This window comes from Burkholderia sp. Bp9031 (assembly GCF_003857965.1).
GTDB lineage: Bacteria > Pseudomonadota > Gammaproteobacteria > Burkholderiales > Burkholderiaceae > Burkholderia > Burkholderia ambifaria_A.
The window spans coordinates 80782-99926 of sequence record NZ_QTPW01000005.1; the positions used below are offsets into that span (position 1 = coordinate 80782).

Annotated in this window: 13 protein-coding genes and 1 pseudogene; 7 read left to right on the forward strand and 7 right to left on the reverse strand. The window is 68.8% G+C overall.

All coding sequences use genetic code 11. The features are described 5' to 3' along the window. Positions 1 to 28: 28 nt before the first annotated feature. A complete protein-coding gene (locus tag DIE15_RS08690) occupies positions 29 to 898 on the reverse strand; it encodes an MBL fold metallo-hydrolase (RefSeq protein WP_409364295.1) in 870 nt (289 codons plus the stop codon). 265 nt (positions 899 to 1163) lie between these two features. Here DIE15_RS08690 and DIE15_RS08695 point away from each other — a divergent pair, with 265 nt between their 5' ends. Next, the gene (locus DIE15_RS08695; RefSeq protein WP_124832975.1) at positions 1164 to 2546 is read left to right on the forward strand and encodes a sigma-54-dependent Fis family transcriptional regulator; all 1383 of its coding nucleotides are present in this window, start codon (positions 1164 to 1166) and stop codon (positions 2544 to 2546) included. 114 nt (positions 2547 to 2660) lie between these two features. On the opposite strand, the pseudogene DIE15_RS08700 reads toward DIE15_RS08695, so the two are convergent. The 4 genes and pseudogenes from DIE15_RS08700 to DIE15_RS08715 form a co-directional block, all read right to left on the reverse strand. Continuing rightward, a pseudogene (locus DIE15_RS08700) lies at positions 2661 to 3700 on the reverse strand (MerR family transcriptional regulator). Positions 3701 to 3824: 124 nt separating this feature from the next. Beyond that, on the reverse strand, positions 3825 to 5423 hold the full coding sequence (locus DIE15_RS08705) for an efflux transporter outer membrane subunit (RefSeq protein WP_124832976.1): 1599 nt from the start codon (positions 5421 to 5423) through the stop codon (positions 3825 to 3827). Between the two features lie 2 nt (positions 5424 to 5425). Then, positions 5426 to 8584 (reverse strand): efflux RND transporter permease subunit, encoded by a 3159-nt coding sequence (locus DIE15_RS08710; RefSeq protein WP_124832977.1) that lies wholly within the window; start codon positions 8582 to 8584, stop codon positions 5426 to 5428. After that, complete coding sequence (locus DIE15_RS08715) at positions 8581 to 9690, reverse strand: efflux RND transporter periplasmic adaptor subunit (RefSeq protein ID WP_057928919.1); 1110 nt, start codon at positions 9688 to 9690, stop codon at positions 8581 to 8583. The genes DIE15_RS08710 and DIE15_RS08715 overlap by 4 nt, the downstream gene beginning before the upstream one ends. 191 nt (positions 9691 to 9881) lie before the next feature. Between DIE15_RS08715 and DIE15_RS08720 the strand changes: the two genes are divergently transcribed. Next, positions 9882 to 10502, forward strand: coding sequence for a TetR/AcrR family transcriptional regulator (locus DIE15_RS08720; protein ID WP_057928920.1), 621 nt, complete (start codon positions 9882 to 9884; stop codon positions 10500 to 10502). Between the two features lie 66 nt (positions 10503 to 10568). Here the strand turns inward: DIE15_RS08720 and DIE15_RS08725 are convergent, their stop codons facing one another. After that, a complete protein-coding gene (locus tag DIE15_RS08725; RefSeq protein WP_199866615.1) occupies positions 10569 to 12302 on the reverse strand; it encodes a ClcB-like voltage-gated chloride channel protein in 1734 nt (577 codons plus the stop codon). 115 nt (positions 12303 to 12417) lie between these two features. Next, complete coding sequence (locus DIE15_RS08730) at positions 12418 to 13494, reverse strand: YeiH family protein (protein ID WP_124832978.1); 1077 nt, start codon at positions 13492 to 13494, stop codon at positions 12418 to 12420. 111 nt (positions 13495 to 13605) lie between these two features. Here DIE15_RS08730 and DIE15_RS08735 point away from each other — a divergent pair, with 111 nt between their 5' ends. The 5 genes from DIE15_RS08735 to DIE15_RS08755 all read left to right on the forward strand — a co-directional run bounded on the left by DIE15_RS08735 (position 13606) and on the right by DIE15_RS08755 (position 18863). Further along, positions 13606 to 14499, forward strand: coding sequence for a LysR family transcriptional regulator (locus tag DIE15_RS08735; RefSeq protein WP_057928923.1), 894 nt, complete (start codon positions 13606 to 13608; stop codon positions 14497 to 14499). A 163-nt stretch (positions 14500 to 14662) separates the two neighbouring features. Next, positions 14663 to 15427, forward strand: coding sequence for a sugar phosphate isomerase/epimerase (locus tag DIE15_RS08740; RefSeq protein ID WP_124832979.1), 765 nt, complete (start codon positions 14663 to 14665; stop codon positions 15425 to 15427). A gap of 28 nt (positions 15428 to 15455) precedes the next feature. Next, positions 15456 to 16448 (forward strand): sugar kinase, encoded by a 993-nt coding sequence (locus DIE15_RS08745; RefSeq protein WP_124832980.1) that lies wholly within the window; start codon positions 15456 to 15458, stop codon positions 16446 to 16448. A 163-nt stretch (positions 16449 to 16611) separates the two neighbouring features. Beyond that, positions 16612 to 17892 (forward strand): MFS transporter, encoded by a 1281-nt coding sequence (locus tag DIE15_RS08750; RefSeq protein WP_124832981.1) that lies wholly within the window; start codon positions 16612 to 16614, stop codon positions 17890 to 17892. A 5-nt stretch (positions 17893 to 17897) separates the two neighbouring features. Then, on the forward strand, positions 17898 to 18863 hold the full coding sequence (locus DIE15_RS08755; protein WP_124832982.1) for an NAD(P)-dependent oxidoreductase: 966 nt from the start codon (positions 17898 to 17900) through the stop codon (positions 18861 to 18863). Positions 18864 to 19145: the final 282 nt, after the last annotated feature.

A 19145-nucleotide genomic window follows, 5' to 3' on the forward strand; every position in this document is an offset into this window, starting at 1 on the left:
TCGGGGTTTCTCCGGTCGGGGCGGCGGCTCAGATCGCGTCGAGCGGGATCTTCAGGTAGCGCACGCCATTGTTTTCGGGCTCGGGCAGGCGGCCGGCGCGCATGTTCACCTGCACGGACGGCAGCATCAGCACCGGCATGTCGAGTGTCGCGTCGCGTGCGGTGCGCATCGCGACGAAATCGTCCTCGGTCACGCCGTCCTTCACGTGCACATTCGTGCGGCGCTGCTCGGCGACGGTCGTCACGAATTGCACGTCGCGGCCACCCGGCTGGTAGTCGTGGCACAGGTACAGGCGCGTGTCGGGCGGCAGGCCCAGCACGCGCGCGATCGAGCGGTACAGCGTGCGTGCGTCGCCGCCCGGGAAGTCGCAGCGGGCTGTGCCGTAGTCGGGCATGAACAGCGTGTCGCCGACGAACGCCGCGCGCTGCGCGCCATCGTCGACGCAGTAGGTCAGGCACGCGGGCGTATGGCCCGGCGTGTGCAGCGCGCGGATCGTCAGCGCGCCGAGCGCGAGCGTGTCGCCGTCGTCGAGCAGGCGGTCGAACTGGCTGCCGTCCTGCGCGAAGCCGGGGCCGGCGTTGAACAGCGCGCCGAACACGTGCTGCACGCGGCGCACGTGCGAGCCGATCGCGATCTGTCCGCCGACGTGCGCCTTCAGGTACGGCGCGGCCGACAGATGGTCGGCGTGCACGTGCGTTTCCAGCAGCCAGTGGACGGTCGCGCCGAGTTCGGCGACGCGCGCGATCAGCCGGTCGGCGCTGGCGGTGCGCGTGCGGCCGGATTTCGGGTCGTAGTCGAGCACGCTGTCGATCAGCGCGCATGCGCGGCTCTCGGTTTCGAGCAGCAGATAGCTGACGGTGTGGGTCGCCGGGTCGAAAAAGCCTTCGACAGACAGCATGGGGGCATGGCTCACGGGATGTCCTCGATGGGGTTCTGCATCTGCAATCGGGGATCCCATGTTCAAGAAGCGTGCCAGTCGGTGCCGCGACGCCGGACGATCGGGCAAATGCTTGATTCGGTTCGGATTTTCGGCGCGCTCGCGGTACGCGGCGGGCACGGCCGGCGGCGTGCTGCCAGTGCGGACTGCCATGTCTGGCAGTGTCGTGGCAGAATTGGCAGTCGGCCTGGCAGTTCGTCCGGCCATCCGTTCTCGAGCCCGACCCATGAATCCGCACGACACCATTCCGATCGTTCCCGCACGTTTTCCCGACCCGATGCCCGACGTGCGCGCGCTTGTCGCGTATCTGGAACAGGATCCGCAGCCGATGATCGTCCTCGATCCCGACTACCGCATCCTCGCGGCGAACGATGCGTACCGGCGCCAGTTCGGCGTGGCGGGCGTCGAGCACGTGGGCCGGCGCTGCTTCCAGGTCTCGCATCACTACGACGTGCCGTGCGACCAGGCCGGCGAGCATTGCCCGATGAAGCAGGCGCTCGAGTCGCGCAGCCTGAACCGCGTGCTGCACATTCACCATACGCCGCGCGGCCCCGAGCACGTCGACGTGGAGTTGCGGCCGATCGTCGATGCGCGCGGCGACGTGATGGCGTACGTCGAGCGGCTGACGACGGTGCGCAGCGCGTCCGCGCAGCCGAGCGCGGAGGGGCTCGTCGGCGGTGCCGACGCGTTCAACGCGGCGCTTGGCGCGCTGCAGCGGGTCGCGCCGTCGATGCTGCCGGTGCTGCTGCTCGGCGAATCGGGCACCGGCAAGGAACTGTTCGCGCGGGCGCTGCACGAGGCGAGCGAGCGTGCCATGGGGCCGTTCGTGGTCGTCGACTGTTCGGGCATCGCCGAGACGCTGTTCGAGAGCGAACTGTTCGGCTACGAGAAGGGCGCGTTTACCGGTGCGAACCAGCGCAAGCCGGGCCTCGTCGAGACTGCGCAGGGCGGCACGCTGTTTCTCGACGAGATCGGCGACGTGCCGCTGCCGATGCAGGTGAAGCTGCTGCGGCTGATCGAATCGGGAACGTTCCGGCGCGTCGGCGGCGTCGAGGCGCTGCGCGCGGATTTCCGGCTCGTCGCGGCGACGCACAAGCCGTTGCGCGAGATGATCGATGACGGCCGGTTCCGTCAGGACCTCTATTACCGGATCAACGCGTTTCCGATTCCGCTGCCCGCGCTGCGCGAGCGGCGCGGCGACGTCGCGCTGCTGGCCGAATCGATCCTGCGGCGGATCGCGAATGCGCGTGCCGGCGCGGGCGACGCGAGCGCGCGGCCGTTCGTGCTGACCGAGCGTGCGCGTGCGTGCCTCGATGCGTATGCATGGCCGGGCAACATCCGCGAGCTGCGCAACGTGCTCGAACGCGCGTGCCTGTTCGCGGACGACGGGACGATTCGTGTCGAGCATCTGCCGGCCGAGCTGGTCGCGGCAGCGGCGGCGCCACAAACCCGGGTGGCCGATGCGCGCGGCGTGTCGGACGCGGAGCTCGTGCGGATCGCGAGCACGTTCGAGGGTACGCGCAAGGCGCTCGCCGAGCAGGTTGGGATGAGCGAGCGCACGCTGTACCGGCGGATGAAGGCGCTCGGGCTCGGGATGCGCGAGCGGTGAGCGCAGGGGCCGGCGGGCTTGGTCCGGTCGATGTGATGGCCATCGGGATCGCTGAACGAAAGGCACGTTCGGGCGTCGCGCGCCACTGTCACGCACCGCCTCGGTGTTATGCGCTCAACGCGCCGGCACAAGCTGTGCCATCGCCTCCCGCACGAAGCCGATCAGCGTGTCGTCGACCCACGAATCCTTCGTCAGCGCCGGCTCGGTCATCATCGCCTGACGGAATTTCGCGTGCGTGGCCGGATCGCGGCCTGCATAGCTGCAGAACAGCTCGAGCCAGCGTTGCGCGAGTGCGCGGGCTTCCGGCGAATCGGGCTGCGCGCCAGCGTCGATCGCATCGCGCACGTCCGCCATCAACTGCGGCCATTCCATCGCGCGCTCGCCGTAGTGCGCGCGCATGAAGCGGATCTCGTCCGGCGCGAGATACTGCTCGAAGATCCGCATCTTGGTTTCGGCCACCGCTTTGAGCACGTAGTCGCGCAACGCAGTCGAGATGCCGATCTGCGACTGCATCGCCGGCTCGCGTTCGTGCATCAGGGGCAGCTTCGCCAGCATCCGCGGATCGTTGTTCGTGTCGCGCACGAGCAGCGTCATCCAGCGGTCGGCCAGTGCCCGCACGTGCGCGTCTTCGGCCGGCACGCCCGCGTCATGCAGCGCCTGCACGTCGCCGACCAGCGCGATCCATTCCGCGTCGCCGTTTTCTGGCTCTTGCGGTACATCGGCAGGCGCGCGAGTTCTTCCTCGGAAAAATATTTGTCGTACACGGTCATCAACTCCAGTGTGGTGAGCCAATCGGCCAGCTCCGGCTCCGTGCCCGCGGCCAGTTGCGCATGCAGGTGCACGAGCCGCTCGCGCAGCTGCGCGGTCTGCGCGAGCTGGCGGTCGAGCGACGCGATCTGTTTCGCGACGAGCTCGACGAGCTCGACGAGCGGGGCGTCGGGCTGGTTCAGGTAGTCGCCGATTTCGGCGAGCGACAGGCCGAAGCGACGCAAAGCCTGGATCTGGTGGAGCCGGGCGATGTCGTGGTGGTCGTACAGCCGGTAGCCGTTGTCGGCACGCGCCGAAGGCGTCAGCAGGCCGATCGCGTGATAGTGATGAAGCGTGCGAACGGTCAGTCCGCTACGTTTCGCCAGCTCTCCCACTTTCAGCCGCATGGTGTCCTCCGTTCGGTGCGCACACTGGAGTCTCGAACGTTACGCTACGTGAGGGTCAAGCGGAAGATTGCAGACCGGCGCGCGGGGCGGGCCCGCGCGCCATGCGCATGAAGAACGGCGCGCGTTACTGCGGTGACGGCGGCGCGTCGGGTGCGACCATGCGCGCCTGGGCGCCGAGGGCGTTTTGCTCAGCGCTGCCGGCCGTGTCGGCTTTCCTGGCTTTCCCGGCATTCCCGGTCTTGGCGGCGTTGCCGGTCGAATCGACCGGCGGCGTGCCCATCGCCTGGTAGAGCCGCGCGGTATCCGCGAACCGCGCGCCGGTCGCGCGGATCTCGTCGAGCCGTGCGTTGCGGTACTGCAGCTCGCTTGCGCGCGCGGCCGACGGCGGCAACGCGCCGAGCCGCACGCGGGCGGCTGCATCGTCGTACGCGCCGCGCGCGGACAGCGCGGCGCGGGATGACGCGTCGAGCGCTTCTGCGTCATGCTCGAGCGCCGCGAGCGAATCGGCGACGTTCTGGAACGCGGCGAGCACGGTCTGCTTGTACTGGTCGGCTGCAGCTTCGTAGGTCGACTTCGCCGCACGGCGCTGCGCGAGCAGCGCGCCGCCGTGGAAAATCGGCTGGCTCAGCGACGCACCGACGTTCCAGATCGTGCCGGCGCCGGACAGCATCGTCGGCCAGCTGAAGCCGCCTTTGCCCATGGCGGCCGACAGCGACAGTTGCGGGAACATCTGCGCGGTCGCGAGGCCGACTTCGGCGGCGGCCGCCTTCAACCCCGCATCGGCCGCCTGGATGTCGGGGCGACTTTGCAGCAGGTCCGACGGCACGACTACCGGCACCTGCTCGGGCAGGTGCAGATCGGCGAGCGTGAGGTCGGCGGGCGGCCGGTCGGGCGTGCGGCCGACCAGCACCGCGAGCGCGTGGCGCGCCGAGTCGCGCTGCTGGCGCAGCGCGGGCAGGCTCGCGGCGAAGGTGTCCGCGCTTTGCCGCGCGTTCAGCGCGTCGCTGTGCGACGCCGAGCCGAGCGCGTAGCGGCGTTGCGCGTCGTGCGCCTGGTCGTTCGCGAGCGCCACGAGCCGTTCGGTCGTCGCGATCTGCGCGTTGAGCACCGACACCGTGATCGACGCGGTGACGATGTTCGCGGCGAGCGCGCGCCGCGCCGATTCGAGCTGGAATGCGCTGACATCGACGCGTTTCGCGAGCGCGCGGTTTGCGAAGCGCGACACGCCGAACAGGTCGATCGTATAGCTCGCCTGCAGTTGCCCGACGAACGTGTCGTATAGCAGTGTCGGCGCACCGAGCGCGGGGATCGGCACGCCGAGCGCGCGCTGGCGCGTGGCCTGGCCGCCCGCGTCGATCGACGGCAGCATCGAGCTGCCGATCTGTCCGTGCAGCTGCTCGCGCGCGGCATCGAGCGAATGCGACGCCGCGCTGAGCGTCGGGCTGTTGCGCAGCCCTTCGTCGACGAGCGCGTTCAGCGTATCGGAGCGGTACTGCGTCCACCAGTCGGGCACGGGTTGCGCACCAACCTCGAACTGCTGCGCGACGCCTTGCGCGGCGACGGTCTGCTGCACTTGCGGCGCGGCGCCGTAATGCGCGGGCGACGGCATCGCGGGCGGCTCGCCGTTCGGCGCGAACCACGCGCAGCCGGCGAGCGGGCCGGCGAGGCTCGCGGCCGCGAGCATCCGGGCGGCCTTCGTTTTCAGGTTCAACGACAGTTCCATGGTCAGGCTCCCGACGGCGCGGCAGGCGTGCCGCCATCGTGCGGCGGGCGATCGCGTGGCTCGCGCGGGTCGCGTTCGTCGCGCTTCACGCGGAACCACGCGGCGTACAGCGCGGGCAGGTAGAACAGCGTCAGCACGGTCGCGCTTGTGATGCCGCCCATCAGCGCGGTCGCCATCGGCCCGAAGAAGTTCGAGCGCAACAATGGGATCAGCGCGAGCACGGCGGCCGCGGCCGTCAGCGTGATCGGACGGAAGCGCCGCACGGTCGCGCCGACGATCGCGTCGAAGCGTCCGTGGCCGGCGGCGATGTCCTGCTCGATCTGGTCGACGAGGATCACCGAGTTGCGCATGATGATCCCGAACATCGCGATCACGCCGAGCATCGCGACGAAGCCGAACGGCTGGCCGAACAGCAGCAGCGTGCCGACCACGCCGATCAGCCCGAGCGGCGCGGTCAGCACGACCATCAGCACGCGCGAGAAGCTCTGCAGCTGGATCATCAGCAGCGTGAACACGGCGATCGCCATCAGCGGCATCTGCGCATTGATCGACTTCTGCGCCTTCGCGCTTTCCTCGACCGAGCCACCGATGTTGATCTGATAGCCGACCGGCAGTTGCGCGCGCAATGCGTTCAGCTTCGCGTCGACCGCATGCGTGACGTCGATGCCCTGCGCACCGGCGCGCACGTCCGACTGCACGGTGATGGTCGGCTGGCGGTCGCGCTCCCACACGACGCCGTATTCGAGCGTCGGCGTGAAGCGGCCGAGCGAGCCGAGCGGCACGGGGCCGTTCGGGGTCGGCATCGCGAGGCCCGCGAGCTTCGCGGGATCGACGCGCTCGGAGCGCGGCGCACGCAGGTCGACCGCGATCAGCTTGTCGCGTTCGCGATACTGCGTGACGGTCGTGCCGGACAGCGTCATCGCGAGGAAGCTCGATACGTCCTGCGACGTGACGTTCAGCTCGCGCGCCTTCTTCTGGTCGAGCTCGAAGCGCACCGAGCGCTCGGCCGGCTCGTCCCAGTCGAACTGCACGTTGACCGTGCGTGCATCGCCGCGCATCGTCGCCGCGACTTTCTCGGCGATCGAGCGGACCGTCGCGATGCTGTCGCCGCTCACGCGGAACTGCACCGGGTAGCCGACCGGCGGGCCGTTCTCGAGCCGCGACAGCCGCCAGCGCACGGCCGGAAACTGCTCGCGCAACGTGGTTTCGAGCCAGGTCGCGAGCTTCTCGCGGTCCTTCACCGATTTCGCGGTGATCACGAACTGCGCGAAGTTCGGCAGTTGAAGCTGCTGGTCGAGCGGCAGGTAGAAGCGCGGCGCGCCGCTGCCGACGAAATTCACCGAATGATCGATCTCGGGGCGCTTGTCGATCACTTTCTCGAGGCGTTCGGTCTCGCGTAGCGTCGCCGCGAACGACGCGCCTTCGGGCAGCCGCAGATCGACGAGCAGCTCGGGGCGATCGGAGCTCGGGAAGAACTGCTGCGGCACGAGCGAGAAGCCCATCAGCGCGACGACGAAGAGGGCACCGGTGATCAGCAGCACGACGAAGCGCCGCTCGATGCACCAGTCGATCCAGCCGCGCAGCCGCGTGTAGAAGCGCGTGTCGTAGATGTCGTGCTCGTGATCGTCCGGCAGGTGGGCTTCGTGCGCGTGCTTCTTGCGCTCGGGCAGCAGGTGATAGCCGAGCAGCGGAATCAGCACGACGGCCGCGAACCACGACGCGATCAGCGCGATCGCCGACACCTCGAAGATCGAGCGCGTGTACTCGCCGGTGCTCGATTTCGCGAGCGCGATCGGCAGGAAGCCCGACACGGTGACGAGCGTGCCGGTCAGCATCGGGAACGCGGTGCTCGTATAGGCGAACGCGGCGGCGCGTGCGCGGGTGTAACCCTGTTCGAGCTTCACGGCCATCATCTCGACCGCGATGATCGCGTCGTCGACGAGCAGCCCGAGCGCGAGCACGAGCGTGCCGAGCGACACCTTGTGCAGCCCGATGTCGAACAGGTACATGAAGAGGGCGGTCACGGCGAGCACGACCGGAATCGAGATCACGACGACCATCCCGGTGCGCAGCCCGAGCGACACGAGGCTCACGACGAGCACGATCGCGACGGCTTCCGCGACCGCTTCGAGGAAATCGTCGACCGAATGCGCGACCGCATGCGGCATGCTCGACACCAGCGTCAGCTTCAGGCCGGCCGGCAATTGCGCCTGCAGGTCCTTCGATTCGGCATCGAGCGCCTTGCCGAGCCGGATCACGTCGCCGCCGGGCTTCATCGTCACGCCGATGCCGAGCACCGCATGACCGTTGGCACGCATCTGCGTGACGGGCGGATCGTCGTAGCCGCGCTTCACGGTGGCCAGATCGCCGAGCCGGAACGTGCGGTCGTTGATGCGGATCAGCGTGTCGGCGATTGCCGCGACGTTGTCGAACTGGCCGCTCGGCCGCACGAACACGCGATCGTCGGCGGTGGTCAGCACGCCGGTCGACGAGATGTCGTTCTGCGCGTTGATCGCCTGTCCGAGCTGTTGCGGCGAGATGCCGAGGCGCGTGAGCTGCGCGTTGTTCACCTCGATGAAGATCCGCTGGTCGGGGTCGCCGAAGTAGTCGACCTTGCCGGCGCCGGGCACCCGCAGCAGCACGGTGCGCAGCTGGTCCGCATAGTCGTGGAGCTGCGCGGGCGTGAAGCCGTCGCCTTCGAGCGTCCAGATGTTCGTATAGACGTCGCCGAATTCGTCGTTGAAGAACGGGCCCTGCACGCCGGGCGGCAGCGTATAGCCGATATCGCCGACCTTCTTGCGGATCTGGTACCAGGTCTCGGGCACGTCCTTCACGGGCGCCGAATCCTTCATCGTGAAGAAGATCAGCGATTCGCCGGGGCGCGAATAGCTGCGCAGGAAGTCGATGGCCGGCGTTTCCTGCAGCTTGCGGCCGATCCGATCGGTTACCTGCTCCTGCACCTGCCGCGCGCTCGCGCCGGGCCAGAACGTGCGGATCACCATCACGCGGAACGTGAACGGCGGGTCTTCGGATTGTGCGAGCCGCGTGTACGCGAGGATGCCCGCGAGCGTCGCGAGCGCGATCAGGTAGACGACCAGCGCCTGGTGGCGCAGCGCCCATGCCGACAGGTTGAACCGGCCTTCTTCGCGGGGGCCGCTCATGACGCGAAGTCCTCCGGGTGCAGCGGTGCGATCGGCCGCACCTTCTCGCCCGCGCTGACCGTATGCACGCCTTGCAGCACGACGTGCTCGCCCGGCTGCAGCCCGTGCGACACGGTGACGGTGCGTTCGTTGAAGCGCGCGACGTCGACGCGGCGCAGTTCGAGCGAGTCGTCCTTCGCGCGCACGACCCACACGGCCGGATGCGGGCCGTCGTGGAACAGCGCGGTCGCGGGCAGCGTGATGCTCGGCGCGTTGCCGGCAACCGGCGCGCCGTCGAATGCGACGTTCGCGGTCATCCCGAGGCGCACGGCCGGATCGGGCGCGGCGAGCGTGAGCTTCACGCGATAGGTGCGGCTTTGCGGATCGGCGGCCGGTGCGATTTCGCGGACTTTCGCGGCGAACTGGCGGCCCGGCAGCGATGGCAGCGTGACGCTCGCCGCGTGCCCGGGCGTGAGCGACGCGAGCGCGGCTTCGGGCACGTCGCTCACGACGTCGACGTCGCCGGACCACGCGAGCTGGTAGACGGCCTGGCCGGCCGATACGTTCTGGCCCGTGTCGGCCGGTTCGGCGGTGATGGTGCCCGCGTGATCGGCGACGAGGGTCGCATAGCGGAGCTGGTTCTTCGCGAGCGCGAGCTGCTGCTGCGCCTGGTCGCGCTGCGCGAGCGCCGACGTGTAGCTGTTCTCGGTCTGCTCGAGCTGCGCGGTCGCGATCAGGTTCTCGCGCGCCTGCGCGCGATCGCGGTCGAGCTGCTGTTTCGCGAACGCGAGGCTGTGCGATGCGGCATCAAGCTGCGCCTGCGCGCTCGCGGCGTTCTTCTCGACGTCGGACGGATCGAGCAGCGCGACGACCTGACCGGCCTTGACCGTATCGCCGAGCCGCACCTTGCGCTCGACGATCTTGCCCGCGATGCGGAACGACAGCGGCGTCGCATAACGCGGCTGGATCTCGCCGGGCAGCGTGGCCGCGGTCGCAACGCCGTCGGCCTGCGCGGGCAGCGCGACGACCGGGCGCGGCGCGGGCGGCGCGGCTTCCTTCGGATGACAGGCGGCGAGAACGAGCGCGGTGCCGATCAGCAGCACGGCGCGGGAACCGGAGCGATTCACGAAACCCCCAGAGCAGGTGAAAGCGGGACGAAGCCGGCAAGCGCGGCGGGCGCTTGCCCCGAGTGGCGCAGGCGTGGCGCGCGCCGACAGAGACGAACGAGGTCGTTCGGAAACTGTGGCGAATTCTAATACACACCTGTATCTGAATGCAAAGATGAATCCGAAAGGGAGTTGATGCTAGACTGCGCGCCATGAAACCACAGCGCTTAACTCGCGAGCAGAGCAGGGACCAGACGCGCGAACGTCTGCTGAATGCCGCGCACCGGATTTTTCTGAAGAAAGGTTATGTCGCCGCGAGCGTCGAGGACATCGCGGCGGCGGCGGGGTACACGCGCGGCGCGTTCTACTCGAACTTCCACAGCAAGTCGGAGCTGCTGCTCGAACTGCTCGAGCGCGACCACGATTCGGTGCAGGCCGATTTCGAGGCGATCTTCGAGGAGGGCGGGCCGCGCGAGCAGATGGAGTCGATGGCGCTCGCGTACTACCGGACGCTCTTTCGCGACGATGAGTATTCGCTGCTGTGGGGCGAGGCGAAACTGCAGGCGGCGCGCGACGCGAAGTTTCGCGTGCGCTTCAACCAGTTCCTGCACGGCAAGCGGCTGCAGATGGCCGAGTTCATCCAGCGCTTCGCCGAGCGCGCCGGCACGCCGCTGCTGCTGCCGGCCGAGACGCTCGCGTTCGGGCTGATGTGCCTGTGCGACGGCGTGCAGTCGTACTACACGGCCGATCCGCAGCACGTGTCGGCCGACGTGGCCGAATCGGTGCTTGCGGGGTTCTTCGCACGGGTCGTGCTGGGGCGCGCGCCGGACTGAACGATCGGGCGGCCGCGAATGCGGTGCGGCCGTGCATGCCCCACCGGGTTCCGTGCACCGTGTCCGTCAGCGCTCGCCGGTCATCCGCCGGTAAGCGTCGAGCAGCGACGTCTTGTAGACGACGCCGGCGAGCGTCGGCTCGGCTTCGCTTTCGATCACCGGCAACCGTTCGCCCTGGAACGCCATGAAGCGTTCGAGCGCGGTCGCGAGCGGCATGTCGGGCGTGAGCAGCGGAAACGGCGTATGCGTGTAGTGCGCGGCCGTCTTGTCGGTCGTGTCGCGCTTGTCGAGCAGGTCGGACGTGATGTCCTTCAATGCGACCGCGCCGCGGAAGCGCCCGGCCTCGTCGGTCACGTACAGATACTTCACCGGATATTCGAGAAACACGCGCGTCATGTCGGCGACCGTCGCGGTGAGCGGCACGACCGTCTGCGCGGGCTGGATCAGCTCGCGCATCTGGGTGGTGCGCAGCCGCAGCCGTTCCTGTGCGTCCTGGTGATGGTGCAGCGTGATCTCGTACATCGACGTCGTGCCGGTCGCGCGCGCGACGAAATACGCGAACACGCACGACACCATGAGCGGCAGCACGACCTGGTAGCTGAGCGTCATCTCGAAGATCATCAGGATCGCCATCAGCGGCGCCTGCGTGGCGCCGGCCATGAACGCGCCCATCCCGACCATCGCATACGCGAAGTACGCGGACGTGTGGCCGGGCCACAGCGCGTTCATCGCGAGCCCGAACAGCGAGCCGAACACGGCGCCGACGAACAGCGTCGGCGTGAAGACGCCGCCGACCGCGCCGGAACCTGCCGTCGCGGCGGTCGCGATCACCTTGAACGCCAGCACCGCGACGAGCGCCTGCCAGGTCCACGGCGAATGCAGGATGTGGTTCACGACGCTGTAGCCGTTGCCCCATACGTCCGGAATCCACACCGAGATCACGCCGACCACGAGGCCGCCGAGCGCGAGCCGCACCGGCAGCGGCACGGGCAGCCGCTTGAACTGGTTCTTCGACGCATCGAGCAGATGCAGGAACTGCGGCGCGAGCACGCCGCACAGCGCGCCGAGCACGACGAACAGCAGCACCTCGGGGCCCGTGACGGCCGGGAACACCGGCATCTCGTACGGCGGCCGGTAGCCGGCGAATTCCCGCATCACGATGTTCGCGACGACGGAGGCGACGACCATCGGCCCGAAGCTCTCCATCGCGATCGTGCCGAGCACGATTTCGGATACGAAGAACGCGCCGGCGATCGGCGCGTTGTACGCGGACGTGATACCGGCCGCCGCGCCGCACGCGACGAGCAGGCGCAGGCGCGGCGGGTCGAAGTGCACGAAGCGGCCGACCAGCGACGCGGCGAGCGCCGCGAGCTGCACCATCGGGCCTTCGCGGCCGATCGAACCGCCGCTGCCGATCGTCAGCAGCGACGACACGCTGCGCCACAGGCTCTGGCGTACCGGCACGACGCCGTCGCCGAGCGCGACGGCCTCCATGTAGTCGGTCTTGCCGGATTTCCTGTCGCCGCGCGTCGCGAGCAGCAGCACGCAGCCGGCCAGGAAGCCGCCCGCGGCCGGCATCCAGAAGCGCACGTACCACGGCAGGCTTCTCGCCATCTGCACGAAGCTGCCGCCGTGTCCGGAGATCAGGTGCTGCATCAGGTCGATGCCTTCGCGAAACGTCATGGTGGCGAAGGCGCCGCCGACGCCGACGATGGCCGACCAGATCAGCATCGTATGGGCGTCCGACAGGCGGAACAGTGTCTGGGCGCGAGTGCGCAGCTTCAGCAGGAACGAGAGCACGGCTGAAAGAGGGTGATGAAGAGAACGAAGGAAAACGACGCGAAGCATAGCACTGCGCCGCGCCCGCGGGATCTTCCCGTCGGGCGCGGCGCGTGTCGCGGCGTGGATGTGCGGCTTAGCCAAGCCAGTGTTGCACCGCCCAGGTGATCCCGTAGCCGCCGGCGATCAGCCAGACGTACAGGATCAGGCCGGTGGTCAGCGCGCGCGGGCCGGCCTCGCGGATCTGCGACACGCGGGTCTCGATGCCGAGCGCGGTCATCGCCATCGTCAGCGCGAAGGTGTCGAGCACGTTCAGCGTATGTGTGACGTCGGCGGGCAGCACGTTCAGCGAATTGACGATCACGAAGCCGAGGAAACCGAGCGCGAACCACGGCACGGCCATCTTGCGCTTGCCTTGCGCGCCGTCGGCGGCCGCATTGGCCGAGCGTGCCGAGCGGGCGAGCCACCAGCCGAGCGTGAGCAGCACCGGCACCAGCAGCATCACGCGGGTCATCTTCACGATGGTCGCGACGTGCGTGACCTGCGGGCTGATGTCGCTCGCCGCGCCGACCACCTGCGCGACTTCGTGGATCGTGCCGCCGAAGAACAGGCCGAGGCCGGCCGGGTCGAGATGGAGCAGGCCGGCGTGATACGCGAGCGGGTACAGGAACATCGACAGCGTGCCGAACAGCACCACGCTGCCCACGGCCATCGCGCTCTGGTGCGGCTTCGACTGCAGCGTCGACTCGAACGCGAGCACGGCGGCCGCGCCGCAGATCGCGCTGCCGGCAGCGGTCAGCAGCGCCGCGTCGCGATCGAGCTTCATCACCTTCATGCCGACCCAGGTGCCGATCACGAGTGTGCTGACGACGACCAGCACCGACACCGTCAGGCCCGGCAGGCCCACCTGCGCGATTTCCTGCAGGCTCACGCGCAGGCCGAAGAACGCGACCGCGATACGCAGCAGCTTGCGCGCGGAAAAGTTGACGCCGGCCGCCCAGCTCGCCGGCATGCCGTCACGCAGCGCGTTGCCGTACAGCGCGCCCGCGACGATGCCGACGATCAGCGGTGACAGGCCGAGCCCGGCGATCGCCGGAAGTTGCGACAGGCTCGTGACGGCGGCGGCGAACAGCGCGACGAACAGCACGCCGTTCAACTGACCGCGCATCGATGGCGCGGCGTGGCTGAGATGGGGAGTCGGAGCAGTGGACATGGGGCACCGTGATGAAGCAGGTTGCGATGGCTTAATCCTAATTTGGATATATCGATATGAAAAATTGTGATTTGTGACGTAAACTATCCGGAAAGCCGATAATTCATCCCCATGACCCCGGATCAACTGATAACGTTCGCGGCCGTCGCCGAGCACCTGAACATCAGCCACGCTGCCGTGGCGCTGCATCTGTCGCAGCCTGCCGTGTCCGGCCAGCTGCGCCTGCTGCAGGACGAGTTCGGCGAGCCGCTATACCAGCGCGACGGCCGCGGCATCCGCCTCACGCCGGTCGGCGAGCAGCTCGCGCAGTACGCGAAGGCGCAGCGCGACACGTTCGCGCAGGCGCGCGCGTTTCGCGACGCGGTGCGCGGGCTCGATGCCGGCACGCTGCGAATCGGCGCGAGCACGACGCCGGCCAGCTACCTGCTGCCGTACCTGATCGCGGCGTTCCAGCCGCGCGCGCCGCGGGTCGCGATCCAGACGATGAGCGGCAATACGGCCGACGTGGTTGCCGCACTGGCGTCGCTCGACATCGCGATGATCGAAGGGCCGCCCGGCGAGTCGCTGCCGCCCGGCACCGCCGTGCATGCGTGGCGCGAGGACGAGATCGTCGCGGTCGTGCCGGCCGGGCATCCGCTCGCCGCACCCGAGTACGAAGCCGGCGTCACGCTCGACGCACTCGCCGCGCATCCGCTCGTGCTGCGCGAGGAGGGCTCTGCCGTGCGGCAGCTCGTCGAACGCGCGTTCGCGCACGGCGGTGCGCCGACGCGCGTCGCGTTCGAGATCGCGGGCGTCGAGGCCGTGAAGGAAGCCGTGCGTGCGGGGATGGGCGTCGGGTTCGTGTCCGCGATGTCGCTGCGTCACGAGGATGCGGCGCTCGTGCCGCGTTCGCTGGCCCCCGCGCCGCTCACGCGCCATTTCTCGATTCTGGTGCCGCATGGCGCCGCGCCGTCGCGCGTGGCCGCCCAGTTCCTCGACATGAGCCTCTCGCACGACGCCGCATAGGCCGCCGAAGCTGCTCCGGGAACGCCGCATGCAGGTGCGCAGGCACGCATTCTTCGTGTGCCGGCCGGTCTTAGGGATTTCCTCTATGGCGCGCACCTGAGGCGAAGCGCACCATCCGTCTCAAGCAAATGGAACCGGTTCCATTCCGGTAAAAAGGGCAGACATGGCAGACATCGTGATCGTGGCGAGCGCATTCGGGATGGACCGCGTGCGCCAGGAGGGCCACCGTGCATTCGTCGCGACCGCTGCGGCATCCGGCGCGACCGGTTTCGAGGTGCGGCGCGAGCTGTTCGCATCGGACGACGAAGCGGCGCCCGGCGCGCTGGCCGAGCTCGGCACGGCACTGGTCGCGCACGGGCTGTGGTCGGTCTATTCGACGCCGGCCACGTTGTACACGGAAACCGGCGCGCTCGACGCCGACGCGCTGCGCGACACGCTCGCGCAAGCCGATGCGCTCGGCGCGCGCTTCGTCAAGTTCCAGCTCGGCGGCTTCGCAGGCGATGCGCATGCGGCCGAGATCGTCGCGCTGTCGCGCGGCGCGCGTGCCCGCGTGGTGGTCGAGAACGGCCAACTGCCGATGGGCGGCGCGCTCGCGCAGTTCCGCGGGCTGTTCGATGCGCTGCGCGAGGCGGGCATGCCGGATGTGCTCGGCATGACGTTCGACATCGGCAACTGGCAGTGGCCGGGCGAAGCGCCGCTCGCGTGTGCGCGCTCGCTCGCGCCGCACGTGGAATACATTCATTGCAAGGCCGTCGAGGGCGAGGGCGCGCGCCGTTTCGCGGTGGCGCCGGCGCCGGGCGATCCGCTCGTCACGGACGTGCTCGCGGCCCTGCCGCAAGCGGCGCCGCGCGGGATCGAGTTCCCGTTCGATGCGGCGGACCTGGCGGGCGATGCCGGCCGGCGCGTCGCGTGGCTCGCCGCCGCGTGACGCCGGAAGGATACGGAGGAGTTCATTCATGAAAGCAGCACTCGATGTCGTGACCTACGGCGAAGCGATGGCGATGTTCGTCGCCGCCGAGCCCGGCCATCTCGCGCACGCCGCGCAATTCACGAAGCGGATCGCGGGCGCGGACCTGAACGTCGCGATCGGCCTGTCGCGGCTCGGCTTCAAGGTCGGCTGGATGAGCCGGGTCGGCCGCGACTCGTTCGGCGGCTACGTGCTCGACACGCTCGCACGCGAAGGCATCGACGCGTCGTGCGTGACGGTCGATCCGCGTTATCCGACCGGCTTCCAGCTGAAGTCGCGCAACGCTGACGGCAGCGACCCGACCGTCGAATATTTCCGCAAGGGCTCGGCCGCGAGCCACCTGTCGTGCGACGACTACGTGGCCGACTACGTGCTCGGCGCGCGGCACCTGCACCTGACGGGCGTCGCGCCTGCGATCTCCGCGACGTCGTGCGAGCTCGCGTTCCAGCTGGCGCGCGAGATGCGCGCGGCGGGCAAGTCGATCTCGTTCGATCCGAACCTGCGCCCGACGCTGTGGCCGTCCGCCGACGTGATGGCGAAGACGCTGAACGCGCTCGCGGCGCTCGCCGACTGGGTGCTGCCGGGGCTTGCCGAAGGGCAGCAGCTCACCGGGCATGACACGCCGGCCGACATCGCGGGCTTCTATCTGGCACGAGGCGCGCGTGGCGTGGTGATCAAGCTGGGTGCCGAAGGCGCGTATTTCCGCACGGCCGACGGCCGCGAGGGCACGGTCGCGGGCGAGCACGTCGCGAACGTGGTCGACACGGTCGGGGCCGGCGACGGCTTCGCGGTCGGCGTGGTCAGCGCGCTGCTCGAAGGCCGGTCCGTCGAGCAGGCGGTCGTGCGCGGCAACCGCATCGGAGCGCTCGCGATCCAGGTGATCGGCGATTCGGAAGGCCTGCCGACCCGTGTCGCACTCGATCGGCTCGAAAATGTCAGCAATCGCACCGATCGCTTGGCGGAAACCGTCACCGCGCAATGAGAGGCCGACCACGGCACAATCCGCGGACCCATTTCGTGCTTCACGCACGGTTTTGCATGAGGCCGGACGAGGCGGCGATATGCCGAGGCCGGTCGATTCCCGACAGGACGGGAGCGGAGTCAGGCGACGACCCGCCACTCCGATCTATCTAGGAGACACACAGATGGCAGCCAATCTTGCAGCACGACGCTGGTGGACGATCATGCCGATCGTCTTCATCACCTACAGCCTCGCCTACCTCGACCGCGCAAATTACGGGTTCGCGGCAGCGGCCGGCATCAACCAGGACCTCGGGATCAGCAAGGGGCTGTCGTCGCTGATCGGTGCGCTGTTCTTCCTCGGCTATTTCTTCTTCCAGATTCCGGGCGCGATCTATGCGGAGCGCCGCAGCGTGAAGAAGCTGGTGTTCGCCAGCCTCGTGCTGTGGGGCGCCTGCGCGGCGCTCACGGGCGTGGTCACGAACATCCCGTCGCTGATGGCGATCCGCTTCGTGCTCGGTGTGGTCGAGGCAGCCGTGATGCCGGCGATGCTGATCTACATCAGCAACTGGTTCACGAAGAGCGAACGCTCGCGTGCGAACACGTTCCTGATCCTCGGCAACCCGGTCACCGTGCTGTGGATGTCGATCGTGTCGGGCTATCTGGTCCACGAATTCGGCTGGCGCCACATGTTCATCGCCGAAGGCGTGCCGGCCGTGATCTGGGCCGTGTGCTGGTGGTTCCTCGTGCAGGACAAGCCGGCCGATTCGCCGTGGCTCACCGCACAGGAAAAGCGCGATCTCGACGCCGCGCTCGCGGCCGAGCAGGCGGCGATCAAGCCCGTGCGCAACTACGGCGAAGCATTCCGTTCGCCGGCCGTGATCAAGCTGTGCGCACAGTATTTCTGCTGGAGCATCGGCGTGTACGGCTTCGTGCTGTGGCTGCCGTCCATCGTCAAGAACGGCTCCGAGCTCGGGATGGTCGCGACCGGCTGGCTGTCGGCGCTGCCGTACCTCGCGGCGACGATCGCGATGCTGGTCGCATCGTGGGCGTCCGACAAGGTCGGCTCGCGCCGCGGCTTCGTGTGGCCGTTCCTGCTGGTCGGCGCGGCCGCGTTCGCCGCATCCTATGCGCTCGGCTCGTCGCATTTCTGGATCTCCTATGCGCTGCTGGTGATCGCGGGCGCCGCGATGTACGCGCCGTACGGCCCGTTCTTCGCGATCGTCCCGGAACTGCTGCCGAGGAACGTCGCCGGTGGCGCGATGGCGCTGATCAACAGCATGGGCGCGCTCGGCTCGTTCGTCGGCTCGTATTTCGTCGGCTACCTGAACGGGGCGACCGGGTCGCCCGTCGCGTCGTATGCGTTCATGAGCGTCGCGCTCGTCGCCGCGGTGATCCTCACGCTGTCCGTCAAACCCCAGGCGCGCGATGCGCACTCGCTCGCGACGCCGCTGCAAGGAAAATGAAAACGATGAAGCCTCGTATCGTCGCGTACAAGCCGCTGCCCGATGACGTTCTCGCGTACCTGCGCGAGCATGCGGACGTCGTGCAGGCCGATGGCGCCGACGCGCTCGCCGATGCCCTCGGCGACGCGGAGGGCGCGATCGGCGCGAGCCTGAAGATCACGCCGCAGATGCTTGATCGTGCGCCGCGGCTGAAGGCCTGGTCGACGATCTCGGTCGGCTACGACAACTTCGACGTCCCGGATCTCACGCGGCGCGGCATCGTGCTCGCGCATACGCCCGACGTGCTGACCGAATCGACCGCCGACACCGTGTTCTCGCTGATCCTCGCGTCCGCGCGGCGCGTGGTCGAACTGGCGGAGTGGGTGAAGGCCGGGCATTGGCATCGCAGTATCGGCCCCGATCTGTACGGCACCGACGTGCAGGGCAAGACGCTCGGCATCGTCGGGCTCGGACGGATCGGCGGCGCGGTCGCGCGCCGCGCGGCGCTCGGTTTCCGGATGCAGGTGCTGTACACGAACCGTTCCGCGCATGCCGAAGCCGAGACGCAATACGGCGCGCGCCGCGTGACGCTCGACGAGCTGCTCGCGCAGTCGGATTTCGTGTGCCTGCAGGTGCCGTTGTCGCCGGAAACGCATCACCTGATCGGCGCGGCCGAATTCGCGAAGATGAAGCGCGGCGCGATCCTGATCAACGCATCGCGCGGGCCGGTGGTCGACGAGGCCGCGCTGATCGACGCGCTGCGTGCGGGCACGATCCGCGGTGCGGGGCTCGACGTGTTCGAGAAGGAGCCGGTGCTGGCGGATTCGCCGCTGCTGCGGATGAACAATGTCGTCGCGCTGCCGCATATCGGCTCGGCGACGCACGAGACGCGCCATGCGATGGCGCGCTGCGCCGCGGAAAACCTGGTCGGCGCGCTGGCCGGCACGCTGCGCACGAACCTCGTCAATCCCGACGCACTCGCGCGCGCCTGAGCGGCAGTGGCGGCCGGCCGACGGGGCCGCCGGCACCGTTAGAGACGATGGTCTTGGTGCGGGAGGGCAGGCTGCGTTATGATCGCCGGCTCGTCGCATCGACGACCCGGCCACGCGGCCGGCGGCGTCCGGCGACGGGCAATCCGTGCCAGGTCCGGTGCGGCCGATCACCGTTCGTTGCCGGTGACCGGGGCGGGCGCGAACGCGCCGGCTTCGGTCGACCGCGAAGCATCGGATCGGCGGCGTCCGCCCGGTGGCTTTGGTATCCAACAACAATGGTCC

What these genes read in the sequence shown, in the direction of transcription:
- DIE15_RS08710 (WP_124832977.1), bottom strand. Translation starts at nt 8,584, where the DNA reads ATGAGCGGCCCCCGCGAAGAAGGCCGGTTCAACCTGTCGGCATGGGCG.
- DIE15_RS08705 (WP_124832976.1), bottom strand. Translation starts at nt 5,423, where the DNA reads ATGGAACTGTCGTTGAACCTGAAAACGAAGGCCGCCCGGATGCTCGCG.
- DIE15_RS08720 (WP_057928920.1), top strand. Translation starts at nt 9,882, where the DNA reads ATGAAACCACAGCGCTTAACTCGCGAGCAGAGCAGGGACCAGACGCGC.
- DIE15_RS08755 (WP_124832982.1), top strand. Translation starts at nt 17,898, where the DNA reads ATGAAGCCTCGTATCGTCGCGTACAAGCCGCTGCCCGATGACGTTCTC.
- DIE15_RS08750 (WP_124832981.1), top strand. Translation starts at nt 16,612, where the DNA reads ATGGCAGCCAATCTTGCAGCACGACGCTGGTGGACGATCATGCCGATC.
- DIE15_RS08695 (WP_124832975.1), top strand. Translation starts at nt 1,164, where the DNA reads ATGAATCCGCACGACACCATTCCGATCGTTCCCGCACGTTTTCCCGAC.
- DIE15_RS08740 (WP_124832979.1), top strand. Translation starts at nt 14,663, where the DNA reads ATGGCAGACATCGTGATCGTGGCGAGCGCATTCGGGATGGACCGCGTG.
- DIE15_RS08690 (WP_409364295.1), bottom strand. Translation starts at nt 898, where the DNA reads ATGCTGTCTGTCGAAGGCTTTTTCGACCCGGCGACCCACACCGTCAGC.
- DIE15_RS08730 (WP_124832978.1), bottom strand. Translation starts at nt 13,494, where the DNA reads ATGTCCACTGCTCCGACTCCCCATCTCAGCCACGCCGCGCCATCGATG.
- DIE15_RS08745 (WP_124832980.1), top strand. Translation starts at nt 15,456, where the DNA reads ATGAAAGCAGCACTCGATGTCGTGACCTACGGCGAAGCGATGGCGATG.
- DIE15_RS08735 (WP_057928923.1), top strand. Translation starts at nt 13,606, where the DNA reads ATGACCCCGGATCAACTGATAACGTTCGCGGCCGTCGCCGAGCACCTG.